Source organism: Dokdonella sp., from assembly GCF_035511235.1.
In the GTDB taxonomy this organism is placed as follows: Bacteria; Pseudomonadota; Gammaproteobacteria; order Xanthomonadales; family Rhodanobacteraceae; genus Dokdonella.
The window spans coordinates 37,657-63,143 of the sequence record NZ_DATKFQ010000017.1 but is presented as its reverse complement, the minus strand read 5'-3'; the positions used below and the strand labels follow the sequence as shown (position 1 = coordinate 63,143).

Below are 25,487 nucleotides of genomic sequence, written 5' to 3'. Positions count from 1 at the left end.
ACGGACGGCCGGCAGCGGCCGGCCGCGGCGGTCAGAGCAGCGCGTCGCGGACGCTGATGCCGAGCAGGGCGACGATCGAACGCGCCGCCTCGCGGCCGTCGAGCACGGCACGTACGACCAGGTCGGCGCCGCGCACGTTGTCGCCGCCCGCGAACACCTTCGGGTGGCTGGTCTGGTACGGCAGGCCGGAGCCGCCGACGATCAGCCGGCCGCCGCTCTCGGTCGCGATCGCGAAGTCGCCGAGCCAGTCCGGCGGGCTCGGCAGGAAGCCGAACGACTGGATCACGACGTCGGCGGACAGGTCTTCCTCGCTGTCCGGCACGCGCTCGGGGCGCGCCCGGCCGTGGCGGTCCGGCAGCAGGCGGGTTTCGGCGACGCGCACGCCGCGGACGCCGTCGGCATCGCCGAGGATCGCCAGCGGCTGGCGGTTGAAGCGGAACTGCACGCCTTCGTCGCGCGCGTTCTTCACTTCCTTGCGCGAACCGGGCATGTTGGCCTCGTCGCGGCGATAGACGCAGTCCACGCGCGCGGCGCCGAGCCGGACCGAGGTACGCACGCAGTCCATCGCAGTGTCGCCGCCGCCGAGCACGACGACGCGCTTGCCGGTCAGGTCCGGCAGCGTCGTGGCGCCGCCGTCGGTGCCGAGCAGGCGGCGCGCATTGGCGATCAGAAAATCCAGCGCCGCGTGTACGCCGGGCAGATCCTGGCCGGGCAGGCCGGCATCGACGTAGCGATAGGCGCCGGTGCCGAGGAACACCGCGTCGTAATCGGCGACCAGCGTCTCGAAGCCGAGATCGCGCCCGACCTCGACGCCGAGATGGAACTGCACGCCGAGTCCCTCGAGCACGTCGCGGCGCTGCCGGATCACCGACTTCTCGAGCTTGAAAGGCGGGATGCCGAACGTCAGCAGCCCGCCGATCTCCTCGTAGCGGTCGAACACGTCGACCGCGACGCCGGCGCGGATCAGCCGGTCCGCCGCGGAAAGGCCGGCCGGGCCGGCGCCGACGACCGCGACGCGGCGTCCGGTCGGCGCATTGGTGATCTCGGGACGCCAGCCGCGCTGCAGCGCCTCGTCGGTGATCACGCGCTCGATCGCGCCGATCGTGACCGCGCCGAAGCCTTCCTCGAGCGTGCAGTCGCCCTCGCAGAGACGGTCCTGCGGGCAGACGCGCCCGCAGATCTCCGGCAGCGGATTGGTCTCGTGCATCAGCGCGGCGGCGTCCTCGACACGGCCTTCCTTGACCAGCTTGAGCCACTGCGGAATGCGGTTGCCGAGCGGACAGGCCCACGAGCAGTAGGGGTTGCCGCAGTCGATGCAGCGCGAGGCCTGGTCGGCCGCGTCGCCGTTGGCGTAGCTGCCGTTGATCTCGCCGAAGCCGACGATGCGCACCGGCACCGGCACCTCGCGTGGCAGCTCGCGGTGGAACTTGAGGAACGGAAAGGTCTTCTCGCTCATGCCGCGCGCCTCAGTTCTTCGGCCAGCGCGTCGAGGCTGGCCGCCTTCGGCTTGACCAGCCAGACCTTGTGCAGCACGTTGCGGAAATCCTCGCGCAGGCGCCCGGCCCAGGCGCTGCCGGTGGCCTCGGCGTGCACACCGATCAGATTGCGCACGTGCTGCATGTGGTTTTCCATGCCCTCCAGCGAGATGCGCACGATGTCGACCAGCTCGTGGTTGTAGCGGTCGACGAAATCGCGCTCCAGGTCGAGCACGTAGGCGATGCCGCCGGTCATGCCGGCGCCGAAGTTGAGGCCGGTGCGGCCGAGCACGACGACGGTGCCGCCGGTCATGTATTCGCAGCCGTGGTCGCCGATGCCCTCGACGACCGCGATCGCGCCGGAGTTGCGCACCGCGAAGCGCTCGCCGGCGCGGCCGGCCGCGTACAGCTCGCCGCCGGTCGCGCCGTACAGGCAGGTGTTGCCGATGATGCTGGTGTCCTGGGTCGCGTAGCGCGCGTCGGCCGGCGGCCGGACCACGATGCGTCCGCCGGCCATGCCCTTGCCGACGCCGTCGTTGGCCTCGCCGCGCAGCAGCAGATGCACGCCGCCGGCGTTCCAGGCGCCGAAGCTCTGGCCGGCCGCACCGTCCAGTTCGATCAGGATCGGCGCATCGGCCATGCCGCTGTCGCCCCAGGCGCGCGCGACCTCGCCGGACAGGCGCGCGCCGATCGCGCGGTCGGTATTGCGCACGGCATAGCGCAGGCGCGCGCCCGAGCGCGCCGCGACGGCCGCCGCGCTGTCGCGCGCGATCGCCTCGACCAGATCGCCGGGGCCCGGCACCAGCGGGCCGGCGCCGCAGGCGCCCTGCATCGATTCGGCCAGTGCCGAGCGCGCCAGCAGCGGCGACAGATCGAGCCGGCGCTGCTTGGCGGTGGTGCCTTCGATCTGGCGCAGCAGATCGGTGCGGCCGACGATCTCGCCGAGCGAGCGCGCGCCGATCGAGGCGAGAATCGCGCGCACGTCCTCGGCGACGAAGCGGAAGAAGTGTTCGACCATTTCCGGCAGGCCGATGAAGTGCTTGCGGCGCAGCACCTCGTTCTGCGTCGCGACGCCGGTCGCGCACGAGTTGAGATGGCAGATGCGCAGGAACTTGCAGCCGAGCGCGACCATCGGACCGGTGCCGAAGCCGAACGAGTCGGCGCCGAGCAGCGCGGCCTTGACCACGTCCAGGCCGGTCTTGAGCCCGCCGTCGGTCTGCACGATCACCCGTTCGCGCAGACCGTTGGCGACCAGGGTCTGGTGCGTCTCGGCCAGGCCGAGCTCCCACGGCACGCCGGCATAGCGGATCGAGGTCAGCGGACTGGCGCCGGTGCCGCCGTCGTGGCCGGACACGGTCACCAGATCGGCACCGGCCTTGACGACGCCGGCGGCGATCGTGCCGACGCCGGCGTGCGAGACCAGCTTGACCGACACCAGCGCGCGCGGATTGACCTCGCGCAGGTCGTGGATCAGCTCGGCCAGATCCTCGATCGAGTAGATGTCGTGATGCGGCGGTGGGGAGATCAGGCCGATGCCGGGCTTGGCGTAGCGCAGGCGCGCGATCAGCGAATTGACCTTGTGTCCGGGCAGCTGGCCGCCCTCGCCGGGCTTGGCGCCCTGCGCGATCTTGATCTGCAACACCTCGGCGTTGACCAGATACGCCGGCGTCACGCCGAAGCGGCCCGAGGCGACCTGCTTGATCCTGGACATGCGCTCGGTGCCGTAGCGCGCCGGATCCTCGCCGCCCTCGCCGGAGTTGGAGCGCGCGCCGAGCCGGTTCATCGCGATCGCCAGCGCCTCGTGCGCCTCCGGCGACAGCGCGCCGAGCGACATGCCGGCCGAATCGAAGCGCTTGAGGATGCGTTCGGACGGCTCGACCTCGTCGATCGAATCGAGCGCGGTCAGGCCGTCGCGGAACGCGAGCAGGTCGCGCAGCGCCGACGGCGGTCGCGTATCGACCGCATCGGCGTAGCGCCGGTAGAGCTCGGCGTCGCCGCTGCGCACGGCGGCCTGCAGATGGCCGATCACGGCCGGGTTGTACATGTGGTACTCGCCGTCCGGCACCGCCTTGAGCAGGCCGCCCGGCGGCAGCGCGTAGTTGGGGTCGCGCGCGGCCGCGAGCTGGATCCGGTACTCGGCCTCGATCTCGGCGAAGCCGGCGCCGCCGATCCGTGCCGGCGTGCCCGGAAAGCACAGATCGACGACCTCGCGGTCGAGGCCGAGGATCTCGAACAGCTGCGCGCCGCGGTAGCCGGCGATCGTCGAGATGCCCATCTTCGAGAGGATCTTCAGCAGGCCCTTGCGAATGCCGCGCCGGTAGCTGCGGCCGATCTCCGACGGCGCTTCGCCTTCCAGGCCCTTGAGCTCGCCGCGCCGGTTCATGTCGAACAGCGTCTGGTAGGCCAGGTATGGATAGACCGCGGTCGCGCCGAAACCGATCAGGCACGCGAAATGATGCGCGTCGCGCGCGGTGCCGGTCTCGACCAGCACGTTGCAGTCGCAGCGCAGGCGCAGGCGGATCAGATGCGCGTGCACCGCGCCGGTCGCGAGCAGGGCATGGATCGGCAGCAGGCCCGGCGCCGGATAGCGGTCCGACAGCAACAGCAGCACCGCGCCGCCGCGCACGGCCGCCTCGGCGTCCCGGCAGAGCCGTTCGAGCGCGGCCTTCAGGCCGGTCTGCTCGTCGTAGTAGAGGTCCAGCCTGACCTGGCGCTCGGCGATGTGGGGCAGGGCCAGAATCTGGCGCAGCTTGCGCTGCGACAGCACCGGCGAGTTCAGCAGCACCTGCTGCGCATTCTCGGGCGAGGGCTCGAAGATGTTGCGCTCCAGGCCGATCTGCGTGACCAGCGACATCACCAGCCGCTCGCGCAGCGGATCGATCGGCGGGTTGGTGACCTGCGCGAATGCCTGGCGGAAGTACTCGTAGAGCGGCCGCGACTTCTGCGACAGCACCGCCGCCGGCGTGTCGTCGCCCATCGAGCCGGTCGCCTCGGCCTCGTCCTCGGCCAGCGTCCTCAGCACCACGTCGCGCTCCTCGCGCGTCAGCGCGAACTGCTTCTGGAAGCGCGCCAGCATGTCCGGCGCAAACGGCTCGGCGGCCAGTGCCGGATCGATCAGGTAGGACTCCAGGTACGTCACGCGGTCGCGCAGCCACTGCTTGAACGGCGCGCGCGCGCGGTTGATCGCGTCGATCGCGGCATCGTCGAGCAGGCGGTGCTCGACCAGGTCGACCGCAAGCATCTGGCCCGGCCCGATCCGGCCCTTGGCGACGACGCGCGATTCGGGCAGATCCCACAGGCCGGTTTCCGAGGCGACGATCAGATGGCCGTCGTCGGCCAGCGTCCAGCGCGCCGGCCGCAGGCCGTTGCGGTCGAGCGTGCAGGCGGCGTAGCGGCCGTCGCACATGACCAGGCCGGCCGGGCCGTCCCATGGTTCGGAATGCAGCGCGTAGTACTCGTAGAACGCTTCCAGATCCTCGTCGATGCGGTCGCTGGCGCTCCACGCCGGCGGCACCAGGATCCGCATCGCCGCGAGCAGGTCGATGCCGCCGGCGAGCAGCACCTCGAGCATGTTGTCCAGGCTCTGCGAGTCCGAGCCGCTCGTCGAGACCAGCGGACCCAGGTCGGAGAAGTCGACCAGCGGCGAGCGCAGCCGCGCCTCGCGTGCGGCGGCCCAGCTGCGGTTGGCGCGGATCGTGTTGATCTCGCCGTTGTGGGCGAGCAGCCGGAACGGCTGCGCGAGCGTCCAGTTCGGCATCGTGTTGGTCGAGAAGCGCTGGTGGAACACGACGCAGGTCGACGCGAGGTCGGGCCGCTGCAGATCCGGGAACACCGCATCGAGCCGGCCCGGCGCGGCCATCGCCTTGTAGCCGATCGTCGCGGCCGACAGGCTGACGACGTAGAACGTGCCCTGGCCGGCGAGCGCGACCTCGGCGCGGCGCCGCGCGCGGAACAGCGCGCGTTCGAAACCTGCCTCGTCCAGATCGTCCGGCGCGTCGACGAAGATCTGGCGGATCGCCGGGCGATGCGCCAGACCGAGCGGACCGCAGGCTTCGTCGACCACCGGCACCTCGCGCCAGCCGGCCACGCCGAGCCCTTCGCCGGCAATGCTGGCCTCGAGCGCGGCAGCGGCCGCGGCGGCGCGTGCCGGATCGCGATCGAGAAACACCAGTCCGGCCGCGAAACGCGCGGCCGGCGCCAGACCGGCCTCGGCCGCCAGCGCGCGCAGCCAGGCTTCGGGCCGATAGATCAGGATGCCGCTGCCGTCGCCGGTGATGCCGTCGCCGTTGACGCCGCCGCGATGGGCCATCTTGGCCAGGGCCGCGTAGCCCTGTTCGACCAGCCAGCGGCTGGCGCGGCCTTCGACGTTCGCGACCAGGCCGAAGCCGCAGCTGTCGTGATCGTAGGCCGGATCGTAGAGACCACCGTCGATGGCGCGCGTCATGTATCGGTCGCTTCCCGAGAGCTTGGATGAGGCATCCGCCGGATGCGGTTCCTGGCGATCCGACTAGAGCACAGATGATGCACCGCGTCAAAGCGCCCCGGTCGGCAAATAGCCGTCCAAACCCGTCCGGGCTTTCCAGCTGCGGCAGGTTGACGCGGCGAGGGCCGCCTCGGTCCGCCTTGCGCGCGATGCGAGCGCTGCTCTACGCTGACCCGATCATTCGGGGAGATGACGATGCTCGCAGCCTTGGGCCACATCGCGTTCGGCCTGTTCGGCCTGTCCGTCCTGATCGCGATCGCCTGGGCCTTCTCGGCCGATCGGCGCGCGGTCAACTGGCGGCTGGTCGGCACCGGCGTCGTGCTGCAGATCCTGTTCGCCGCGCTGGTGCTGAAGGTGCCGCTGGGGCGCGACCTGTTCCGCGCGATCGCGACCGGCTTCGTCAACCTGCTCGACTTCGTCCGGGTCGGCTCGGAGTTCATCTTCGGCGGTTTCATGGACGTATCGAAGTTCGGCTTCGTCTTCGCGGTGCAGGTGCTGCCGACGATCATCTTCTTCGCCGCGCTGACCGGCGTGCTGTACCACCTGGGCGTCATGCAGATGATCGTGCGCGGCATGGCCTGGCTGATCACCAAGGTCATGAACGTGTCCGGCGCCGAGACCACCAGCGTGTGCGCCAGCGTGTTCATCGGCCAGACCGAGGCGCCGCTGACGATCAAGCCGTACATCGAGCGGATGACCCACTCGGAGCTGATGACGGTCATGATCGGCGGCATGGCGCACATCGCAGGGTCCGTGATGGCCGCCTACGTCGGCCTGCTCGGCGGCGACGACAAGGACCAGCAGCTGTTCTTCGCGACGCATCTGCTGACCGCGAGCATCATGGCGGCGCCGGCGACGCTGATGATCGCCAAGATCCTGATGCCCGAGACGCAGGAGCCGCTGACGCGCGGCACCGTCAAGCTCGACGTCGAGAAGACCACCGCCAACGTGATCGATGCGGCGGCGACCGGCGCCGCCGACGGTCTGCGTCTGGCGCTGAACGTCGGCGCGATGCTGCTGGCGTTCATCGCGCTGATCGCGCTGCTGAACGCGCCGTTCCAGTGGTTCGGCGCACACGCCTGGGGCGATGCCGGCTCGATCAACGGCTGGCTCAGCGCGCAGGCCGGCCGCGAGGTCGAGCTGTCGCTGCAGACGCTGTTCGGCTGGGTGCTCGCACCGGTGGCCTGGCTGATCGGCGTGCCGTGGCAGGACGCGACCCTGGTCGGCAGCTTCATCGGCCAGAAGGTCGTCATCAACGAATTCGTCGCCTACGTCGACATGGCGCGCCATCTGCCGGACATGACCGAACAGGGACGCCTGATCGCGACCTATGCGCTGTGCGGCTTCGCGAACTTCTCGTCGATCGCGATCCAGATCGGCGGCATCGGCGGACTGGCACCGAACCGGCGCGCCGATCTGGCCCGCTTCGGTCTGAAGGCCGTGCTCGGCGGCTCGCTGGCGACGTTCATGACCGCGACGATCGCCGGCGTGCTGAGCCATCTCTGAGGCCGCGCTGGTCTCTCGCCGGTCCGCGCACGGCGGCGCGCGTGCCGCGTCGCCGCACGCTCAGCGCTTGGGCGGCTCGAAACCGTCGGCGAAGATCAGCGGATCGATCACGAGGATCGTCATTCCGGCGACGTCGCTGCCGCCGCGCTCGTCGCTGACGCGCACTGCAATGCGGTGTTCGCCCGGCGTCTGGAAGTTAGCGCTCGCCTCGATCGCGGTGCCGTCGTCGAAGATGCCGTCGGCGTCGAGATCCCAGGCGTAGCCGAGCGTGTCGGCCGCGTCGGGATCGACGCTGTTGGCGGCGCTGAAGCCGACCGTGCGCGGCCCGGCGGCGTAGGCCTGGCCGTCCGCGAGCGCGATCGCGGCGGACGGGGCAAGATTCGGCTGGCTCGGATCGGCGTTGTAGGACACGCGCGTCAGCCGGCCTTCGCCGATGTTGAGGAAGAACAGGTCGCCGCCGGGACCGGTCAGCAGATCGACCGCCAGGCTGCTGCCGCCGTCGGCGAACAGCGATGCGGTGCCGTCGGCCGGCGCGTCGGGCAGGCCATCGGCGTTCGTATCCCGGATCACGCGGATGCGATTGGCGTTGTAGTCGGCGAAGAACAGTGCGCCGGCGTATTCGGCCGGATAGCCGCCGCCCTGATAGAACGCCAGACCGCTGATCGCGTTGCTGCCGGTGTGCGCATAGGCGTACCAGGGCGGCGTCGCCGGCGTGCGGCCGCCACTGTCGTTGCCGCCGTAGAGCGTCGCGCAGATCGGACGCGCGGCGTACAGCGCGTTGTGCAGGCGTCCCTCGAAGCACGGCCAACCGAAGTTGTGCAGCGCCGCGCCGGGGCCGATCGCCGGCAGCACGTTGATCTCCTCCCAGGTGTTGGCGCCGACGTCGCCGATCCAGACCTCGCTGGTGCCGGGGCGGATCGTGAAGCGGAACGGATTGCGCAGGCCGTAGGCGATGATGCGCGCGGCCTGCGCATCGGCACCGCGCGGCGCTGCGAGCGGATTGCCGGGCGCCGCCGCACCGGTCGCCGGGTCGACGCGCACGATCGTACCGTTGAGCCAGACCCGGTCGGTATAGGCCTCGGCGATCTCCAGCCCCTGCGCACGCAGCGCGCCGCCCTGGCCGGCCGGCGAGCGCCGGTCCGGCCAGGCCGGATTGCCGTGCTGGCCCCAGTCGCCCCAGTTGTAGCTGGCACCGTCGCCGCCGCCGGCATAGAGATAGCCGTCGGCGCCGAAATGCACGCTGCCGACGGAGTGGCTCGGAAACTGCTGGAACCAGTCCTCGATCAGCACCTTCGTCTCGACCCACTGGCCGGCGGCGATCGTCAGGCGGTCGAGACGGCCCGATACCACGCAGCCGCCACCCTGGCTGGTCGCGCCGGGCGGGTTGGGACAGTTGGCGATCGGCCAGCGCGGCGGGCGGTCGTCGAACAGGCCGCCGTTGTGCGTGTAGAGCACGTACAGATAGGGGCGCTCCGGAAAGTGCGGATCGAGCGCGAGGCCGAGCAGGCCGCGATCGTGATAGTCGTGAACGTCCGCGCCGATGTCGGCGACGAGCTGCGGCGTGTCGTCGAGCAGGTTGTCGAAGACGCGGATGCGTCCGCTCTTCTCGGCGACGAAGACGCGTCCGTCGTGCGCGAACCGGATCTGCGTCGGCGTCGACAGGCCGGTCAGCACGTGCGTCTGGCGGAAACCGTTCGGATAGGTCTGCGCGTACGCGATCGCCGGCGCGAGCGCCAGCAGCAGGGCGACGGACGGCTGGGGCTTCATTGGCGGGATACCGGCTCGGAGCGGCCGATTCTCACGCGCGGGCGTCTCGCTGGGAAGAGCGACGATCCGATGGCGCGCGATGGCAGTGCCGGACCGGGATCGCTAGGACGCGTCGGCGAGCAGCGCCTCGACCGCGGCCAGCGCCGCGCGCGGCATCGGGCCGCCGCCGATGCGGTCGAGCGGCGCCTGGCGGCGCCGCGCGTACGGCAGGATCGTCAGGTCGATCGTCGCATCGCCGGCATCGAAACGGATCACCGGACAGTCCAGATCGTGCGTGCCGTCCAGGCGCAGGCGGCGCTGCTGCTGGTCGAAATCGATGCCGTGTTCGCGCAGCCGCATCAGCACCTCGGCCGGATCGTCGGCGTGCAGATGCAGGCAGACCGCCGAATGCGCGTCGGCCGTGCCCTCGAGCACGGCGCCGACCAGGCGTGGCTCGAACGCGGCGAAGAAGCGCAGCGCCTCGACGGCCGCCTCGCGCAGGCGGCGCAGCACGAGCGGCTGCGAATCGGCCTGGAACAGCCGCTGGTGTTCGCGCAGGGCGTCCTGGATCTCGGCATTGCTCGGCAGGCCGGTCTCCTCGGTGACGCCGAGGCGCGCCCCGGCCTTGCGCTTGGCCTGGCCGAAGTCGCGCAGGCCGCTCTCGGCCATCAGGCGGGCGGCCTCGACGGCGATCGTGCGGCGCAGATCGGTGCGTCTGGGCTCGCCGTGGCCGTGCGCCGGCGCCCGCGGGCGGGGAGAGGGACGTCGCGCCATCGTCAGAAGACGTCGTAGGCGTCGTTCTGGCGGTCGGCGTTGGGATCGGTCGAGTGCACCTGGGTGGCCAGCCGCGAGACGTCCTCGCTGCGCAGCACCTCGAGGATCGCGTCGGGATCCGAGGCCGAGGCCAGCGCGCCGGTCGCGCGGTCGACGCGCACGGTCACCACGCCCGGCGGCATGTCGAACGGCTGTTCGGGCACTTCGTGCAGCGCGGTGCGCATGAAGTCGATCCAAACCGGCAGCGACATCTTGGCGCCGAACTCGCCGCGTCCGAGCGAGCTGAAATCGTCGAAGCCGGTCCAGGCCGCGGCGACCACCTTCGCATTGAAGCCGACGAACCAGGCATCGCGGTGCTCGTTGGTCGTGCCGGTCTTGCCGGCCAGATCCTGGCGCTTGAGCGAGAGCGCGGCCGAGCCGGTGCCGCGGCGGATCACGTCGCGCATCATCGAGGTCACCAGATAGCCGTTGCGCGCGTCGATGGTGCGCGTCGCATAGCGCGGCGCCTCGGCCACCGGCGGCGGTGCGGCCGCGTGCGCCGAGCCGATCGGCGACAGCGCGGCGGCGGTCGAGCCGGCGCCTGCCGCTTCCGCCGGCAAGGCCGGCGCGGCGGCGGCCTGATCGGTGCAATCCGGACAGGCGACCGCCGGGTTGGCGCGATAGACCACCACGCCGTCGCGGTCGAGGATCTCGCTGACGAAGTACGGCTGGACGAGGAAGCCGCCGTTGGCGAAGACCGCGTAGCCGCGTGCCATGTCCAGCGGCGCCACGGCCGCCGTGCCGAGCGCCATCGACAGGTTCTCCGGCAATTGCTCGGGCTTGAAGCCGAAACGCGTGAAATACTCGCGCGCGTAGCGCACGCCGATCGCATCGAGCAGCCTCACCGAGACCAGGTTGATCGAGCGCGTCAGCGCCTCGCGCAGACGTACCGGTCCGCGAAAGCTGTCATCGTCGTTCTTCGGCGTCCACAAGCCGTTGGGCCGCGAGGGATCCGGAAACACCAGCGGCGCGTCGTTGACGACCGAGGCCGGATTGAATCCTTGCTCGAACGCGGCCGAGTAGATGAACGGCTTGAAGCTCGAGCCGGGCTGGCGCGCGCTCTGCGTGGCGCGGTTGAACTTGCTGCGCTGGAAGCTCAGGCCGCCGGTCAGCGCGATGATCGCGCCGTCGCTCGGATCGAGCGCGACCAACGCGCCCTGGACCTTGGGCAGCTGCGACAGCGTCCAGCCCTTCTCCTCGTCCGGCGCCAGGCGCACGATGTCGCCGGGGGTCAGCACCGCATCGACGCGCTTGGGCGCGGCGCCGCGGCTGCTCTCGTTGACGTAGGGCCGGGCCCAGGCCACCGCGTCCAGATCGAGCTCGACGCGCTCGTCCTTGCCGAGATAGACGGTCGCCCGATCGGCATCCGATGCGGTCACCAGGCCGGGCGCGAGGCCGGCGATCGAGCGGTAGCCGATCAGGTGCTGGTCCCATTCGGCCTTGCCCGCGCCCGGCTCGAGCTCGACGTGCGCCTCGGCGCCACGCCAGCCGTGGCGGCGGTCGTAGGCGAACAGCGAGTCGTGCAGGCCGCGGTTGGCGGCCTCCTGCGGCTGCGACTGCACGGTGGTGCGCACGCTGTAGCCGCCGGTCAGCGCGTCGTTGCCGAGCTGCTCGATCGCCTGCAGGCGCACCATCTCGGCCAGATACGGCGCTTCCAGCTCGATCGGGGGCTCGTGCGGGTAGGACAGGTCCGGCTCGCGGTCGGCGGCCTCGTACGCGGCCTGGTCGATGAAGCGGTTGTCGAGCATCCGCTGCAGCACGTAGGTGCGTCGGATCAGCGCGCGCGGGCGGTTCGCGATCGGATTGCCGGTCGACGGGAACTTCGGGATCGAGGCCAGCATCGCGCACTCGGCCAGCGACAGCTGGTCGAGCGTCTTGCCGTAATAGAACTCCGCGGCCGCGGCGACGCCGTAGGCGCGATTGCCGAAGAAGCTCTTGTTGAGATACAGACCGAGGATCTCGTCCTTCTCGAGCGTGTTCTCGATCCGGATCGCCAGGAACATCTCCGAGATCTTGCGCGTGAAGCTGACCTCGGAGCTCAGGAAGAAGTTGCGCGCGACCTGCTGGGTGATCGTCGAGCCGCCGGCGACGTGCTTGCTGCCGGTCGTGACCATCAGCCAGACGGCGCGCATGATGCCACCGAAGTCGATCCCGCGATGCTGGTAGAAGTCGGCGTCCTCGGCGGCGACGAAGGCCTGCTTGAGCTGCTCGGGCACCTCCTCGATCCGGGCCGGAATGCGCCGAGTCTCGCCGAACGTCGCGATCAGGCGTCCGTCGGCCGAATAGACCCGCAGCGGAACCTGCAGGCGGACGTCGCGCAAGGTCTCAACGGACGGCAGCCGGGGGGCGATCAGCCAGTACGTGACACCGATCGCCAGGGCCCCGAACAAGGCTCCAGTCAACGCGAGGTAGATGCCGTAACGGAGCAGACGGTAAAGGATTTTCATTCCAGAAACATATAGATGTGAAGCCAGTCAAGGTTGCCGGCTCGGCAAACGGAGTATAGATCGTCGCCCCCGGCGCCGACAGGCGGGCGACCTCCGGGATCGCCGACGCCGGCAAATCGGCTCTGAACTGCCACGGAATCGACGGTTTCGTTAAGTGACGGTTGCCAATTCGTAAGAGCTCCGATTTAATGTAGAGGCGCATCTTTCGCTCGTAAGGGCGCGTAGGAAGGGGAAAAGCGTGGGCTTGTTCACTGCGAAGACACCGGCCCTGATCGGTGTGGACATCAGTTCGACCGCGGTCAAGTTGTTGCAGTTGGGGCAGGTAGGGGGGCGCTATCGCGTGGAGCACTACGCGGTCGAGCCGTTGCCGCCCAACGCCGTCGTCGAGAAGAACATCGTCGAGGTCGAGGCCGTCGGCGAGGCCTTGCGCCGCGCGCTGAACCGGTCCGGCGCCAAGACCCGCGCCGCGGCCGCCGCCGTCGCCGGATCGGCCGTGATCACCAAGATCATCCCGATGCCGGCCGATCTCAGCGAAGACGACATGGAAGCGCAGATCCAGGTCGAGGCCAACCAGTACATTCCCTATCCGATCGAGGAAGTCAGCCTCGATTTCGAGGTGGTCGGTCCGGTCAAGGACAACCCGGACATGGTCAACGTGCTGCTGGCCGCCTCGCGCACCGAGAACGTCGACCTGCGCGTGGCCGCGCTCGATCTCGGCGGCCTCGGCGCCAAGGTCATGGACGTCGAGGCGTTCGCGATGGAGAACGCGTTCCGGCTGATCACCGACCAGCTCTCGGTGTCCAAGGACGCGGTCGTCGCCGTCGTCGACGTCGGCGCGACGATGACCACGCTGATCGTGCTGCGCAACCAGCGCACGATCTACTCGCGCGAACAGGTCTTCGGCGGCAAGCAGCTGACCGACGAGGTCATGCGCCGTTACGGCCTGTCCTACGAGGAGGCCGGCCTGGCCAAGCGCCAGGGCGGTCTGCCCGAATCCTACGAAGTGGAGGTGCTCGAGCCGTTCAAGGAGGCGATGGTCCAGCAGATCAGCCGCCTGCTGCAGTTCTTCTTCGCCGGCAGCGAGTACAGCCGCGTCGACCAGGTGGTCCTGGCCGGCGGCTGCGCGGCGATCGCCGGCGTTTCGGATCTGATCGAGGAGCAGCTCGGCGTGCCCTGCGTGGTTGCCAACCCGCTGTCGAACATGGCGCTGTCCAACCGCGTGCAGGCACAGGCGCTGGCCCAGGACGCGCCGGCCCTGATGATCGCGTGCGGCCTCGCGCTGAGGAGCTTCGACTGATGGCCAAGATCAATCTCCTCCCCTGGCGTGCCGAACGGCGCAAGCAGCGCGAGCGCGAGTTCTACGTGCTGCTCGGCGCGACCGCCGTGGCGGGCGTGCTGGCGGTGCTGCTCGGCTACCTGATGATGGGCGCCAGGATCGACAACCAGAACGCGCGCAACGCGCGGCTGACCGCCGAGATCAAGAAGCTCGACGAGCAAATCAAGGAGATCGAGGAGCTGGACCGCACGCGGTCGCGGCTGCTGACGCGCAAGAACGCGATCGAGCAGCTGCAGGCCAACCGTTCGCAGATGGTCCACCTGTTCGACGAGATCGTGAAGACGATTCCGGACGGCACGCGCCTGACCGGCCTCAAGCAATCCGGCGACATGCTGACGCTCGAGGGCAATGCCGAGTCGAACGCGCGCGTCGCCAGCTACATGCGCAACATCGACAAGTCGCCGTGGATGGGGCGCAGCGACCTCAAGAAGATCGAGAACAAGGCCGGCAGCAAGGACATCGTCGACGTGCGGCTGCCGAACGTGTTCTCGCTGAACGTCAAGCTGCTCAAGGTCGGCGACCAGAAGCCCGAAGACGGCAATGGCGATGCGCCTGCCGCCGATGCCGCGACGCAGCCGGCCGGCGCGCAGCCGCGCGCACCGCTCGGCGCGCAGCTCGAGAACGCCGCCGGCCAGCTGATCGACGCCAACACCAAGGCCTCGGCCGCACCGGCCGGCGCGACCGCCAAGGCGCAGGCGACCGCGTCGGATGCGTCGAAGGCGGCCGAGAAGAAGGAGGGCGGACAGTGAGCATCATCGACGACATCCGCAACCTCGACACCCAGAACGTCGGCGGCTGGCCCAAGTCGGTCAAGACGCTGTTCGCGGTGCTGCTGATCGTGCTGATCGTGCTCGGCGGCTGGTGGTTCCTGATCCGCCCGCAGCAGGAAGAGCTCGACCGCCTGGTCAGCAAGGAAGGCACGCTGAAGGCCGATTTCTCGAAGAAGCAGTCGCGCGTGGTCAATCTGCCGGCGCTGCGCAAGCAGCTCGAGGACATGAACGAGATCCTGCGCCAGATGCTGCGCCAGCTCCCGAGCAAGACCGACATGCCCGATCTGCTGGTCGATATCTCGCAGACCGCGCTGGCCGCCGGCATCGAGACCGAGTTGTTCCAGCCCGGCGGCGAGAAGATCCTGACCGAGGACTTCTACGCCGAGAAGCCGATCCAGCTGAAGATGGTCGGCAGCTACCACCAGTTCGGCACGTTCATCAGCGGTGTGGCCTCGCTGCCGCGCGTCGTGATCCTGACCCTGCACGACGTCTCGCTGAAGCCGGCCGAACGTGGGGCAGGACAGCCGGCGCGGCCGGGCAACCTGTTGGTGCTGGAAGGCACCGTCAAGACCTATCGCTACGTCGACGATGACGAAGCGGCCGCGATCAACCAGGCCGAGGCGGCCAAAGCCGCCGCCGCCGGCGGCCGCAAGGCGGCGCCACCGCGGCCCGCGCCCAAGCCGGCGGGAGGGAAGTGAGATGAGCCATTCCGTATCCCGGCTCACCGGTTCGGCCGCACTGGCGGTGCTGATGCTCGCTTTGTCCGGCTGCGGCGGCGGCCAGGGCGACCTCGACCAGTGGCTCGCGCAGGAGAAGGCCAAGAAGGGCGGCCCGCTCGATCCGCTGCCGGTCATCAAGACGTTCGAGACGTTCGAGTACAAGGCGCAGGATCTGCGCGATCCGTTCGGTGCGAGCCGTCAGGAACAGGAAGAGATGGCGGCGGCCGACGCCGGTCCCCGTCCCGACCAGAACCGCCAGAAGGAAGAGCTGGAACGCTATCCGCTGGACGGCTTGAAGATGATGGGAACGCTGGGAACCGGCGCGAACATGGAAGGCCTGGTGAAGGATCCGGACGGCATCATCCATCGCGTCCGGCCCGGCAATTACCTGGGGCAGAACTACGGCCGCATCACGTCGATGAGCGAAGGTCAGATCGACCTCGTCGAGCTGGTGCCGAACGGCGTGGGCGGATGGATGGAACGTCCGGCATCGATGGCACTGACCGATACGAAGTGACCGACCCGTTGGGGGTAATGCAATGATCAATGCACACATCATGAACCCGGAGCGTGGATCGGGATTGCGCAGGCTTCGTGCCCGGCTGTTCTGGATCGCCGCATTGCTCGGCGTGACGGCGGCCACCGCGCAGGCGCAGAACACGCTCGAGGCGATCGACTACACGGCGCTGCCGGGCGGCAAGGTCGAGATCACGCTGAAGTTCGCCGAGCCGGTCACCGATCCGCGCGCCTTCACGACCGAGACGCCGCCGACGATCGCGCTCGACCTGCCCGATACGCGTAACGGCCTGACCAGGCGCCGCATCGAGATCGGCACCGGCGCGACCGCGGGCGTGTCGGCCGTGGAGGCCGGCGGCCGCACGCGCGTCGTCGTCGACCTCTACCGGACCTCGACCTACACGACGCGGATCAACGGCAATGCCCTGGTCGTGGCCGTCAACAACGGCATGGCCGGCGCGACCGGTGTCGCCGCGACGACGGCGATGGTCGACCCGACCAAGACCTCCTCGGCCCAGCAGGGCGCGGAGCTGACCAATGTCGACTTCCGCCGCGGCAAGACCGGCGAGGGCCGTCTGATCGTCAGCTTCTCGCAGCCCGGGATATCCGCCGATCTGAAGCGCGAGGGCGACCGCATCGTGCTCAACATCGCCAACGTCAGGCTCGGCGCGAACCAGGCCCAGCGTCTGGACGTGCTCGACTTTGCCACGCCGGTGCAGTCGATCGAGACGCGCTCGCGCGGCAACGGCGTGCGCATGGAGATCCTGGCGACGCCGCCGTACGAGCAGATGGCGTACCAGACCGGCACCGAATACATCGTCGAGATCGCGCCCAAGCGCGAGGACCCGCAGGGCAAGGGCCGCAACAGCGAGCCGAACTATTCCGGCGAGCGAGTGACGTTCAACTTCCAGGACATTCCGGCGCGTTCGGTGCTGAACCTGCTGGCCGAGGTCTCGCAGGTCAACATCGTCGTCGCCGACACCGTGCAGGGCAACGTCACGCTGCGCCTGATCAACGTGCCGTGGGACCAGGCGCTCGATCTCGTGCTGCAGGCCAAGGGCCTGGACAAGCGCCTGCAGGGCAATGTGATCTGGGTCGGCCCGCAGGAAGAGATCGCCAAGCGCGAACAGGCGCTGGCCGATGCGCGGCTCAAGCGCGAGGAGCAGGACGAGCTGATCTCCGACTACATCCCGGTCAACTACGGCAAGGCCAAGGACATCGCCGAACTGCTGACCAAGGACGCGCAGGGCGCGCAGGGCGGCGGTGGCGCCGGCGCCGGCGGTGGCGGCGGCAAGCAGCGCGGCTTCCTGTCGGTGCGCGGCTCGGTGACCTACGACGAGCGCACCAATACGCTGCTGGTTAGCGACATTCCGCTCAAGGTGCAGGAGATCCGGCAGCTGGTCGCCGTGCTCGACCGGCCGGTACAGCAGGTCCTGATCGAGTCGCGCATCGTGATCGCCACCGACAGCTTCGCACGCGAGCTCGGCGCCCGCTTCGGCATCAGCGGCGGCTACGAGGACAACCACGGCAACGTGATCACCACCGCCGGATCGTCCGCGGCAACCAACCGGATGAACAACATCGCCCTGATCAATCGCCTGAACGGCGGGCGCGGACTGCCGGTCGTGGCGCCAGCGCCGATCCCCGGCGGCATCGCGGTGCCGCCGCTCAACGAGCGCCTCAACGTCAACCTGCCGGCGACCACGCCGGCCGGCAGCTTCGGCCTGGCGATCCTAGGCGCCGATTACCTGCTCGATCTGGAACTCTCCGCCGCTCAAACCGAGGGCCGTGGCGAAGTCGTTTCCAGTCCGCGCGTGGTCACCGCCAACCAGAAGGAGGCGCTGATCAAGCAGGGTCAGGAAGTGGGCTACGTGACCTACCAGAACTCGGGCGCCGGTGGCGTCGGCACCGCGACCGTGCAGTTCAAGGAGGCCGTGCTCGAGCTGCGCGTGACGCCGACGATCACCGCCGACGACCGCGTCTATCTCAATCTCAACGTCAAGAAGGACGCGATCGCCGGCTACATCGAAGTGCCCGGCGGCGGCTCGGTTCCGCAGCTCGACAAGCGCGAGATGAACACCGGCGTCCTCGTCGACAACGGCCAGACCGTCGTGCTCGGCGGCGTCTACGAGGTCGAGAAGCGCGATGACCTGACCAAGGTGCCGCTGCTCGGCGACGTGCCGATCCTCGGCAACCTGTTCCGCAAGACCGGGCGTACCGATACCAAGGCCGAGCTGCTGATCTTCGTGACGCCGAAGATCCTCAACGACAGCCTGAAATAAGACAGATCTAGGGTGGCCGGTAGGCCGCCGCTCGCACCTGGCACCTGATTGAACCGCGATTTCGGAGAACGATGATGACCTTTCACAGCAAGACCCTGGGATTGCTGCTCTTGGGCCTCGCACTGAGCCTCGCCGGCTGTGGCGGTGGCGGCGGCGACGGCGGCGGCGCGACCAGCCCGCCGCAGAACGGCTCGATCACGCTGAATGCGACGACGACGAGCCTGCCGGTCAACCCGAACATGGTGTTGGCCAACCCGGGTGGTCCGTACACTGCGACGGTGGCGATCAGCTTCCGCAACGCGTCCGGCACGCTGACCGCACCGCTCGGCGATGCGACCGTCACGACCAGCAACGTCGCCGTCGCGGCGGTGTCGTTTCCGGACGATCCGACGACGCCCGAGAACGAACTGACCACGCGCTGGGTCACGTTCCCGCTGACGCTCAACAACGGCAGCAATACGATCTTCGTGACGTCCGGCGATACCACCGGCACGACGACGATCACGGTCTCGGCGGTCGATCCGATTACCAATCGCACCGTATCGAGCACGCTGAACGTCACGGTCGTCAGCGGTGCCGGCAACCTGCCGGCCAACATCGAGCTGGTCGCGACGCCGAACCAGGTCTACATGGAGAACTCCGGCGGCAATACCAACTCGATGATCCGCGCCGCGGTCACCGACGGCGGAAGCCAGCTGATCCCGAATCCGACCGGCGGCGACAATCTGCGCTTCGAGATCGTCGGCGGCAATGCCGGCGCCGGCCGACTCGTCGCGGGCAGCCAGTCCGGCAGCTCGGTGACGGCCTCGACCGTCAACGGCATCGCCAACGTCTCGTTCCAGGCCGGTACGGTGCAGGGGCCGGTGCAGATCCGCGCGACTGCGGACCGAGCCGACAACAACGTCAGCAACGGCATCACCGACGCGCTCAGCGTGACCACGACGGTCGTGGTCTCCGACGGCAAGCTCTATACGCTCAAGGTCACCTCGCCGGTGTTCGCGGCCGAGCTGCCCGGCATCGAGATCAACGCACTGCCGGTCGACGAGGACGTGGAGCTCGAGCCCGGCGAGAACGGCGTGATCATTCCGCCGCAGCCCGACGCGACGTTGAGCCTGCGCGTGGCGGTGCTCGCGACCGACCGTCAGGGCAACCCGGTCCTGCCGGGCACGGCCCTGCGCTTCGGCGCCGTCGACGCGCCGGTCGGCGCGTTCGGTACCGCCCAGTCCAACCGCTTCCTGATCTCCGGCACCGACGGCAACCCGACCGAAGGCGGCACCGGTTTCGTCGCGCCGACCGGTCAGTTCCAGACCGCCGGCGGCGGTGCGGGTCCGGGCGATGCGCTGGTCGTGTTCGGCAAGGCGGTCCAGGGCAATGCCGATCTGGAGACCGCAGTCACCGTGACCAGCGTCAACAGCCAGACCAGCCTGACCGTCAATCCGGCGTTCAATCTCAACAACACCACCGGCAGCAGCGTCAACTATGGCGCGGTCCTGCCGTACCTGGTCGGCCGCGCGATGGAAGGCAACGTGACCGCCACCGCGACGACCAACGAGCTCGGCGTCGCCATCGGCGAACTGACCTATACGGTGCGCTCGGTCGGCAATGCGGTCGCGCTGTGGGCGCAGGGCAACGGCACCGATACCGTCACCGGCGGCACGCGCCTGGTCACCGATGCGGTCACGATGACCTATCCGGGCGTCGCGCCGGCGTCGATCACGGCCTTCCCGAACCCGATCCGCGGCAACGTCGCACAGACGGTCACGGTCTGCCTGACCGACGCGCTCGGCATTCCGCTGCGCGGCTTCGCGGTCGGATTCGCGTTCCAGGGCCTGCAGGGCACCGGCTCGATCGACGGCGTGGCCTCCAACGGCCTGCTGTCGAACACCACCGATGCCGACGGCTGCGTCGACGGCAACGTCGTGACCAGCGGCCTGCCGATCTCGGCGGCCAACGGCAACAGTGGCCAGATCGTCTTTACCGGCGCGGGCGCCAGCACGACGATCGACATCGTCGTCCAGCTCGCCGCGCTGCAGGCCTCGCCGAACTCGCTCGCCGTGAACTGCGTGCCGTTCTCGGCACCGGTCGCGATCCGTGCGATCGACCAGGGCGGCGCGCCGGTTCCGAACGTCAACGTCACCGGCACCTGCACGACCGGCATCTCGGTCACGCCGGGCAGCGCGACGACCGGCGCCGACGGCGTGGCCTCCTTCGCGGTCCAGGTGAGTGCGGCCCTGTCGGCCGATGGCCAGTGCACGTTCGCGGCTGCCGGAACGACGCGCAGCGTGGTCGTGCCGGTCCGCTCGGCCACCGGTGGCTGGAGCCCGCCGCCGGGCACCTGTACCGGTCCGTAAGCGGGCATCTTCGGAAAGACCGGAAAGGGCTGCTTCGGCAGCCCTTTTCGTTTTCCGCCTCCGGGCGTTCGGGACCGGACCGATGCCGCGGCCGCTACTTGTCGCGCGCGTCGCGCAATGTCAGCCTAGCCAGGCCGTCACCAGCGGCCGTTCACGAGCACATCGATGCGCAGCCAACGCCGCTACGTCGCCGCGCAGGAGCTGATCTTCGCCGAGGGCGATCCGCCGACCACCGCATTCCTCGTCGAGAGCGGCCGCATCGAGATCAGTACGGTCCAGCACGGTCGCGTGCAGGTGCTCGGCGAGCTCGGGCCGGGCGAGCTGCTCGGCGAGATGGCCGTGCTCGACAATTCGCTCCGGTCGACCTCGGCGCGCGCGCTGAGCGACTGCGTCCTGCTGCCGATCGACCGCGACCAGTTCTCCGAGCGGCTCGAGGCCGCCGATCCGGTCGTGCGCGCCCTGCTGATGAGCCAGCTGGCGCGCTACCGCTCGGCGCTGGCGATGCTGACGCGCGGCGGCGAGATCGCGCCCGGCCTGGCGGCGCCGGTGCCGCACGTGGATCCGGGCCTCGACAAGATCCGGCTCGAGAGCGAACTGCGCCTGGCACTCGAGCGCGGCGATCTGGACGTCCTGCTGCAGCCGCTGCAGGACATGAGCGACGGGACGATCGCCGGCTACGAGTCGCTGATCCGCTGGCGCCATCCCGAGCGCGGCCAGGTTTCGCCGGCCGAGTTCATCCGGCTCGCCGAGGAAACCTCGCTGATCCTGCCGATCGGCGACTACGTGCTCGACCGGGTCTGCGCGATGCTGGAGCGTCTGCGCGAACGCCGCGTCGGAGCGCTGCCGTTCATCGCGTTGAACGTCTCGGCACGCCAGCTCGCCGACGCCTGTCTGGTGCCGCGCTGGATCGCGCGGCTGGCCGCGCACAGCCTGCCGCCGGATCGCCTGCGCATCGAGATCACCGAGAGCCTGATGTTCGACACGCCGCGCATCGCGCAGCTGCTCGATGCCTGTCATGCCGCCGGCATGACCGTGGCGCTCGACGATTTCGGCACCGGCTACGCCAATCTCGGCGTGCTGGCCGATCTGGACTTCGACTGCATCAAGCTCGATCGCAGCCTCGTTCACCGTCTGTCGTCCTCGCGCGGCCTGGCGCTGGTGCGCGCGATCGTCGCGATGGCGCGCGGCCTGCGCTGCCAGGTCGTCGCCGAGGGCGTGGAGACCGCGACGCAGTACGCGCTGCTGCGCGACCTGGGCTGCCGCTACGCGCAGGGCTGGCTGGTCGGCCACCCGCTGCCGATCCACGAGGTCGTCGCCGACTGAGCGATTCGTTCCCGCGATGAACCAATGCGTCGGCGCGCTGTCCACTGCGAAGCGCCACGCGCCTGCGTGCGATCATAGAGACCGCTTCCACATTTCCCCATGGACATGCCCGACACTTCCGCGGCCTCGGCCGCCTTCTCCGCGCTGCGCGCCGAACTGGTCACCCGGATCATCGGCCAGGAGGCCCTGGTCGACCGGCTGCTGATCGCCCTCCTGGCCGACGGCCACCTGCTGGTCGAAGGCGCGCCGGGCCTGGCCAAGACCACCGCGATCAAGGAATTGGCCTCGCGCATCGAGGGCGATTTCCACCGCATCCAGTTCACGCCCGATCTGCTGCCGGCCGACCTGACCGGCACCGAGATCTACCGGCCCCAGTCGGCCACGTTCCAGTTCCAGGAAGGGCCGATCTTCCACAATCTGATCCTCGCCGACGAGGTCAATCGCGCCCCGGCCAAGGTGCAGTCGGCGCTGCTCGAGGCGATGGGCGAACGGCAGGTGACGGTCGGACGGACCACCTATCAGCTGCCGGAGCTGTTCCTGGTCATGGCCACGCAGAATCCGATCGAGCAGGAGGGAACCTACCCGCTGCCCGAAGCGCAGCTGGACCGGTTCCTGCTGCATGTGCGCATCGACTACCCGCAGGCCGCGGCCGAGGCGGCGATCCTGCAGCTGGCACGCGCCCGTGCGCGCGAGACGCTGACCGTTTCCGCCGCTCCGCTGCGTTTGTTGACGCAGGCGCAGATCTTCGCGGCGCGCGCCGAGGTGCTCGACGTCCATCTGGCGCCGCAGCTGGAGGAATACCTGCTGCAGCTGGTCCTGGCCACGCGCGAACCCTCGCGCTACGGCGAGGATCTGCCGCGCTGGATCGCGTTCGGCGCCAGTCCGCGAGGCACGATCGCGCTGGATCGCTGCGCGCGGGCACATGCCTGGCTGGCCGGCCGCGACTACGTGACGCCGGAGGACGTGCACGCGGTCGCGGCGGACGTGCTGCGGCACCGCGTGCTGCTGAGCTACGAGGCGGAGGCCGAGGGCGTCCAGTCCGATCGCGTTATCGGCCTGCTGCTCGAGCGGGTTCCGCTGCCGTAAGCGGAGGCCGGAGCCGGAGGGCGCCTTCTGCGATCGGGCTTTGCCCGCTCGAGCGGCCGCTGTCCGCAGCGCGTGCGGCCCGGCGGCGGACGGGCCGCGGCGTCAACGAAGCATTCGGAGGGATCTGAGCAGCATGTGCGAGTTCGATACCGGGGGCGTTGCACGGGGGGGATGTCCGTTTCCGTCGGGAAGCGGGACGACTGTCTTGCGAGTGATCCACCTCCGTTGAAAGCCGCCCCATGTCCGCTACCGCCATCGATCTCGAAGACCTGATCGCCTTGCGCGTGCTCGCGCAGGGCGGCCGCCTGACCGAGCCGCGGCGCAGCACCGCCACGCGCAGCGGCGGCCATGCCTCGCGCTGGCGCGGCCGCGGCGTGGACTTCCGCGAATCGCGCGTCTACCAGGTCGGCGACGACATCCGTCACATGGACTGGCGCCTGACCGCGCGCAGCGGCCGCGCGCATACCAAGGTGTTCGAGGAGGAGCGCGAGCAGGGCCTGCTGCTGGCGGTCGATTTCAATCCGGGCATGCGCTTCGGTACGCGCCAGCGCTTCAAGAGCGTGCAGGCCGGGCGCGCCGCCGCCTTGCTCGCCTGGCTCGCGGCCGGCGGGGGCGATCGCGTCGGCCTGGTCGGGTTCGGCGGCGGCATCGCCGGCGAGGTCAAGCCCGGCGGCGGGCGGCGCGGCGTGCTGCGCGTGCTGCGCGCGCTGCGCGACTGGGACGCGGCCAGCGATGCGGCGCAGATGTCGACCTGGTCCGCGGCGATGCCGCGGATCCGGCGCCTGCTGCGGCCCGGCATGCGCCTGGTCGTACTCAGCGACGGCTTCGATGCCGACGCGGCGGCATGGTCGCCGCTGGCGCAGCTGGCCGGCCGTCACGACGTGGCCGTGGTGCTGCTGCGCGACGCGCTCGAAATCGCGCCGCCGCCGCCGGGACGCTATGCGCTCAGCAGCGGCGGCGTCAGGCAGACGCTCGATTTCGCCGACCCGCAGGTCCGCGCGGCGTGGCCGCAGCGCTTCGCGGCACTGCGCGAACGGGTACGCGCCGAGAGCGTGCGCATCGGCGTGCGCGTGCTCGAGCTCGACACCGATGCCGATCTGAAACGCACGCTGGCGCCGCTGCTGGCGCGCTCGCGAGTCATCACCGGGGTCGCATGAACGCCGAAGGTCCCGTGCTGCGCGACATCCATCTGCCGCCCGATCCGGCCTGGTGGCCGCCGGCGCCGGGCTGGTGGATCCTCGTAGTGGCGGTGTTGCTGCTCGGCTGGTGGGCGCTGCGCCGCTGGCGGAGCCGGCAGGGACGTCGCCGCTGGCGCAGCGGTGTGTTCGCCGAACTGGACCGTCTGGTCGCGGCCGATGCGGCCGCGCCCGATCCCGTGCGTCTGGCCGGCGGCATCTCGCTGCTGCTGCGGCGCGCGAGCCTGCTGATCGATCGGCGCGCCGCCGCGCTCAGCGGCGAGGCCTGGCTGGCGTTCCTCGACCGCCACGGCGGCGGCGGTTTCGCCGACGGGCCCGGGCGCGTCCTGCTCGACGCGCCGTTCCGGCGCAGCGCCGAGATCGACACTGCGGTCCTGGTCGGACTCGCACGCGACTGGCTCGATCGCGCTTTGCCGAAGGAGCGCCCCGATGCTTGAGCTGGCCTGGCCATGGCTGCTCGCAGCGCTGCCGCTGCCGCTGCTCGCGGCTTGGCTGTTGCCGCGCGGCAAGACCGCCAGCGCCCATGCGCTGCGGCTGCCGCATCCGGGACTGCGGCTCGAGCAGGCCGCACAGCCGGCGCCGGTGCCGGCATGGCGGCGCTGGCTGGCGCTGGCGGCCTGGTTGCTGCTGGTGGTCGCCGCGGCCCGCCCGCAATGGCTCGGTCCGCCCGAGGACGTCGCCCGCACCGGGCGCGATCTGCTGCTCGCGGTCGACACCTCCGGCAGCATGAGCATCGAGGACATGCAGCTCGGCGCGACCACGGTGCCGACGCCGCGCTTCAATGCGATCCAGGCGATCGGCGCCGACTTCGTCGAGCGGCGCAAGGGCGATCGCGTCGGCCTGATCCTGTTCGGCAGCCGCGCCTATCTGCTGGTACCGTTGACGTTCGATCTGGGCACGGTCGCCGCACAGCTGCACGAGTCGGCGATCGGCCTGGCCGGCCGCGAGACCGCGATCGGCGACGCGGTGGGCCTGGCCGTCAAGCGCCTGCGCGACCGTCCGGAGAACCAGCGCGTACTGGTGCTGCTGACCGACGGCGTCAACAACGCCGGCGAACTCGATCCGCGCAAGGCGACCGAACTGGCGACCGCCAATCACGTGCGCATCTACACGATCGGCGTCGGCGCCGAGGCGATGCGCGTGGACAGCCTGTTCGGCAGCCGCGTGGTCAACCCGTCGGAGGATCTGGACGAGGCCATGCTGCAGGCGATGGCCGAGCAGACCGGCGGCCGCTACTTCCGCGCCCGCAACAGCGCCGAGCTGGCCGGCATCTACGCGGCGATCGACCAGCTCGAGCCGGCGGCCGACAAGGCCGACAACCTGCGCCCGGTCCAGGAGCTGTACTGGCCGCCGCTGGCGCTGTCGCTGCTGGTCGGCGGTTTCGCGCTGGTCGCCCCGACGCTGCGCTGGCGCGGCTTCCAGGCCGCTCCGTGACGGA

At 69.8% G+C, this 25,487-nt stretch carries 17 protein-coding genes; 12 read left to right on the top strand and 5 right to left on the bottom strand.

Annotation, left to right across the window (positions count from 1 at the left end; all coding sequences use genetic code 11):
- Positions 1 to 31: 31 nt before the first annotated feature.
- A complete protein-coding gene (locus VMR06_RS08930) occupies positions 32 to 1,456 on the bottom strand; it encodes an FAD-dependent oxidoreductase (RefSeq protein ID WP_325375338.1) in 1,425 nt (474 codons plus the stop codon).
- Positions 1,453 to 5,919: a glutamate synthase large subunit gene (gene gltB, locus VMR06_RS08925; protein ID WP_325375334.1), complete on the bottom strand. Its 4,467-nt coding sequence runs from the start codon at positions 5,917 to 5,919 to the stop codon at positions 1,453 to 1,455. Before gltB ends, VMR06_RS08930 begins: the two co-directional genes overlap by 4 nt.
- Positions 5,920 to 6,153: 234 nt before the next feature.
- Between gltB and VMR06_RS08920 the strand changes: the two genes are divergently transcribed.
- Complete coding sequence (locus VMR06_RS08920; RefSeq protein WP_325375332.1) at positions 6,154 to 7,464, top strand: NupC/NupG family nucleoside CNT transporter; 1,311 nt, start codon at positions 6,154 to 6,156, stop codon at positions 7,462 to 7,464.
- A gap of 60 nt (positions 7,465 to 7,524) precedes the next feature.
- On the opposite strand, the gene VMR06_RS08915 is transcribed toward VMR06_RS08920, so the two are convergent.
- The 3 genes from VMR06_RS08915 to VMR06_RS08905 all read right to left on the bottom strand — a co-directional run bounded on the left by VMR06_RS08915 (position 7,525) and on the right by VMR06_RS08905 (position 12,470).
- Entirely contained in the window at positions 7,525 to 9,231 is a 1,707-nt protein-coding gene (locus VMR06_RS08915; protein WP_325375330.1) for a PQQ-dependent sugar dehydrogenase, read from the bottom strand.
- Between the two features lie 102 nt (positions 9,232 to 9,333).
- Positions 9,334 to 9,984: a hypothetical protein gene (locus VMR06_RS08910; RefSeq protein ID WP_325375328.1), complete on the bottom strand. Its 651-nt coding sequence runs from the start codon at positions 9,982 to 9,984 to the stop codon at positions 9,334 to 9,336.
- Between the two features lie 2 nt (positions 9,985 to 9,986).
- The gene (locus VMR06_RS08905; RefSeq protein WP_325375326.1) at positions 9,987 to 12,470 is read right to left on the bottom strand and encodes a penicillin-binding protein 1A; all 2,484 of its coding nucleotides are present in this window, start codon (positions 12,468 to 12,470) and stop codon (positions 9,987 to 9,989) included.
- 238 nt (positions 12,471 to 12,708) lie between these two features.
- On the opposite strand from VMR06_RS08905, the gene VMR06_RS08900 reads away from it, so the two are divergent.
- From VMR06_RS08900 to VMR06_RS08850, 11 genes are all read left to right on the top strand, one after another.
- Positions 12,709 to 13,767, top strand: coding sequence for a pilus assembly protein PilM (locus VMR06_RS08900; RefSeq protein ID WP_325375324.1), 1,059 nt, complete (start codon positions 12,709 to 12,711; stop codon positions 13,765 to 13,767).
- The gene (locus VMR06_RS08895) at positions 13,767 to 14,555 is read left to right on the top strand and encodes a PilN domain-containing protein (protein WP_325375322.1); all 789 of its coding nucleotides are present in this window, start codon (positions 13,767 to 13,769) and stop codon (positions 14,553 to 14,555) included. The genes VMR06_RS08900 and VMR06_RS08895 overlap by 1 nt, the downstream gene beginning before the upstream one ends.
- A complete protein-coding gene (locus VMR06_RS08890) occupies positions 14,552 to 15,274 on the top strand; it encodes a type 4a pilus biogenesis protein PilO (protein WP_325375320.1) in 723 nt (240 codons plus the stop codon). Before VMR06_RS08895 ends, VMR06_RS08890 begins: the two co-directional genes overlap by 4 nt.
- Position 15,275: 1 nt before the next feature.
- Positions 15,276 to 15,812, top strand: coding sequence for a pilus assembly protein PilP (locus VMR06_RS08885; RefSeq protein ID WP_325375318.1), 537 nt, complete (start codon positions 15,276 to 15,278; stop codon positions 15,810 to 15,812).
- Between the two features lie 22 nt (positions 15,813 to 15,834).
- On the top strand, positions 15,835 to 18,093 hold the full coding sequence (gene pilQ / locus VMR06_RS08880; RefSeq protein WP_325375315.1) for a type IV pilus secretin PilQ: 2,259 nt from the start codon (positions 15,835 to 15,837) through the stop codon (positions 18,091 to 18,093).
- A 74-nt stretch (positions 18,094 to 18,167) separates the two neighbouring features.
- Positions 18,168 to 20,444 (top strand): hypothetical protein, encoded by a 2,277-nt coding sequence (locus tag VMR06_RS08875; protein WP_325375313.1) that lies wholly within the window; start codon positions 18,168 to 18,170, stop codon positions 20,442 to 20,444.
- 165 nt (positions 20,445 to 20,609) lie between these two features.
- The gene (locus VMR06_RS08870) at positions 20,610 to 21,767 is read left to right on the top strand and encodes an EAL domain-containing protein (RefSeq protein WP_325375311.1); all 1,158 of its coding nucleotides are present in this window, start codon (positions 20,610 to 20,612) and stop codon (positions 21,765 to 21,767) included.
- A 99-nt stretch (positions 21,768 to 21,866) separates the two neighbouring features.
- Positions 21,867 to 22,853 (top strand): MoxR family ATPase, encoded by a 987-nt coding sequence (locus VMR06_RS08865; RefSeq protein ID WP_325375307.1) that lies wholly within the window; start codon positions 21,867 to 21,869, stop codon positions 22,851 to 22,853.
- Between the two features lie 239 nt (positions 22,854 to 23,092).
- Positions 23,093 to 24,010, top strand: coding sequence for a DUF58 domain-containing protein (locus VMR06_RS08860; protein ID WP_325375305.1), 918 nt, complete (start codon positions 23,093 to 23,095; stop codon positions 24,008 to 24,010).
- Entirely contained in the window at positions 24,007 to 24,486 is a 480-nt protein-coding gene (locus VMR06_RS08855) for a DUF4381 family protein (protein WP_325375303.1), read from the top strand. The genes VMR06_RS08860 and VMR06_RS08855 overlap by 4 nt, the downstream gene beginning before the upstream one ends.
- Positions 24,479 to 25,483 (top strand): VWA domain-containing protein, encoded by a 1,005-nt coding sequence (locus VMR06_RS08850; RefSeq protein WP_325375300.1) that lies wholly within the window; start codon positions 24,479 to 24,481, stop codon positions 25,481 to 25,483. Before VMR06_RS08855 ends, VMR06_RS08850 begins: the two co-directional genes overlap by 8 nt.
- Positions 25,484 to 25,487 lie beyond the last annotated feature (4 nt).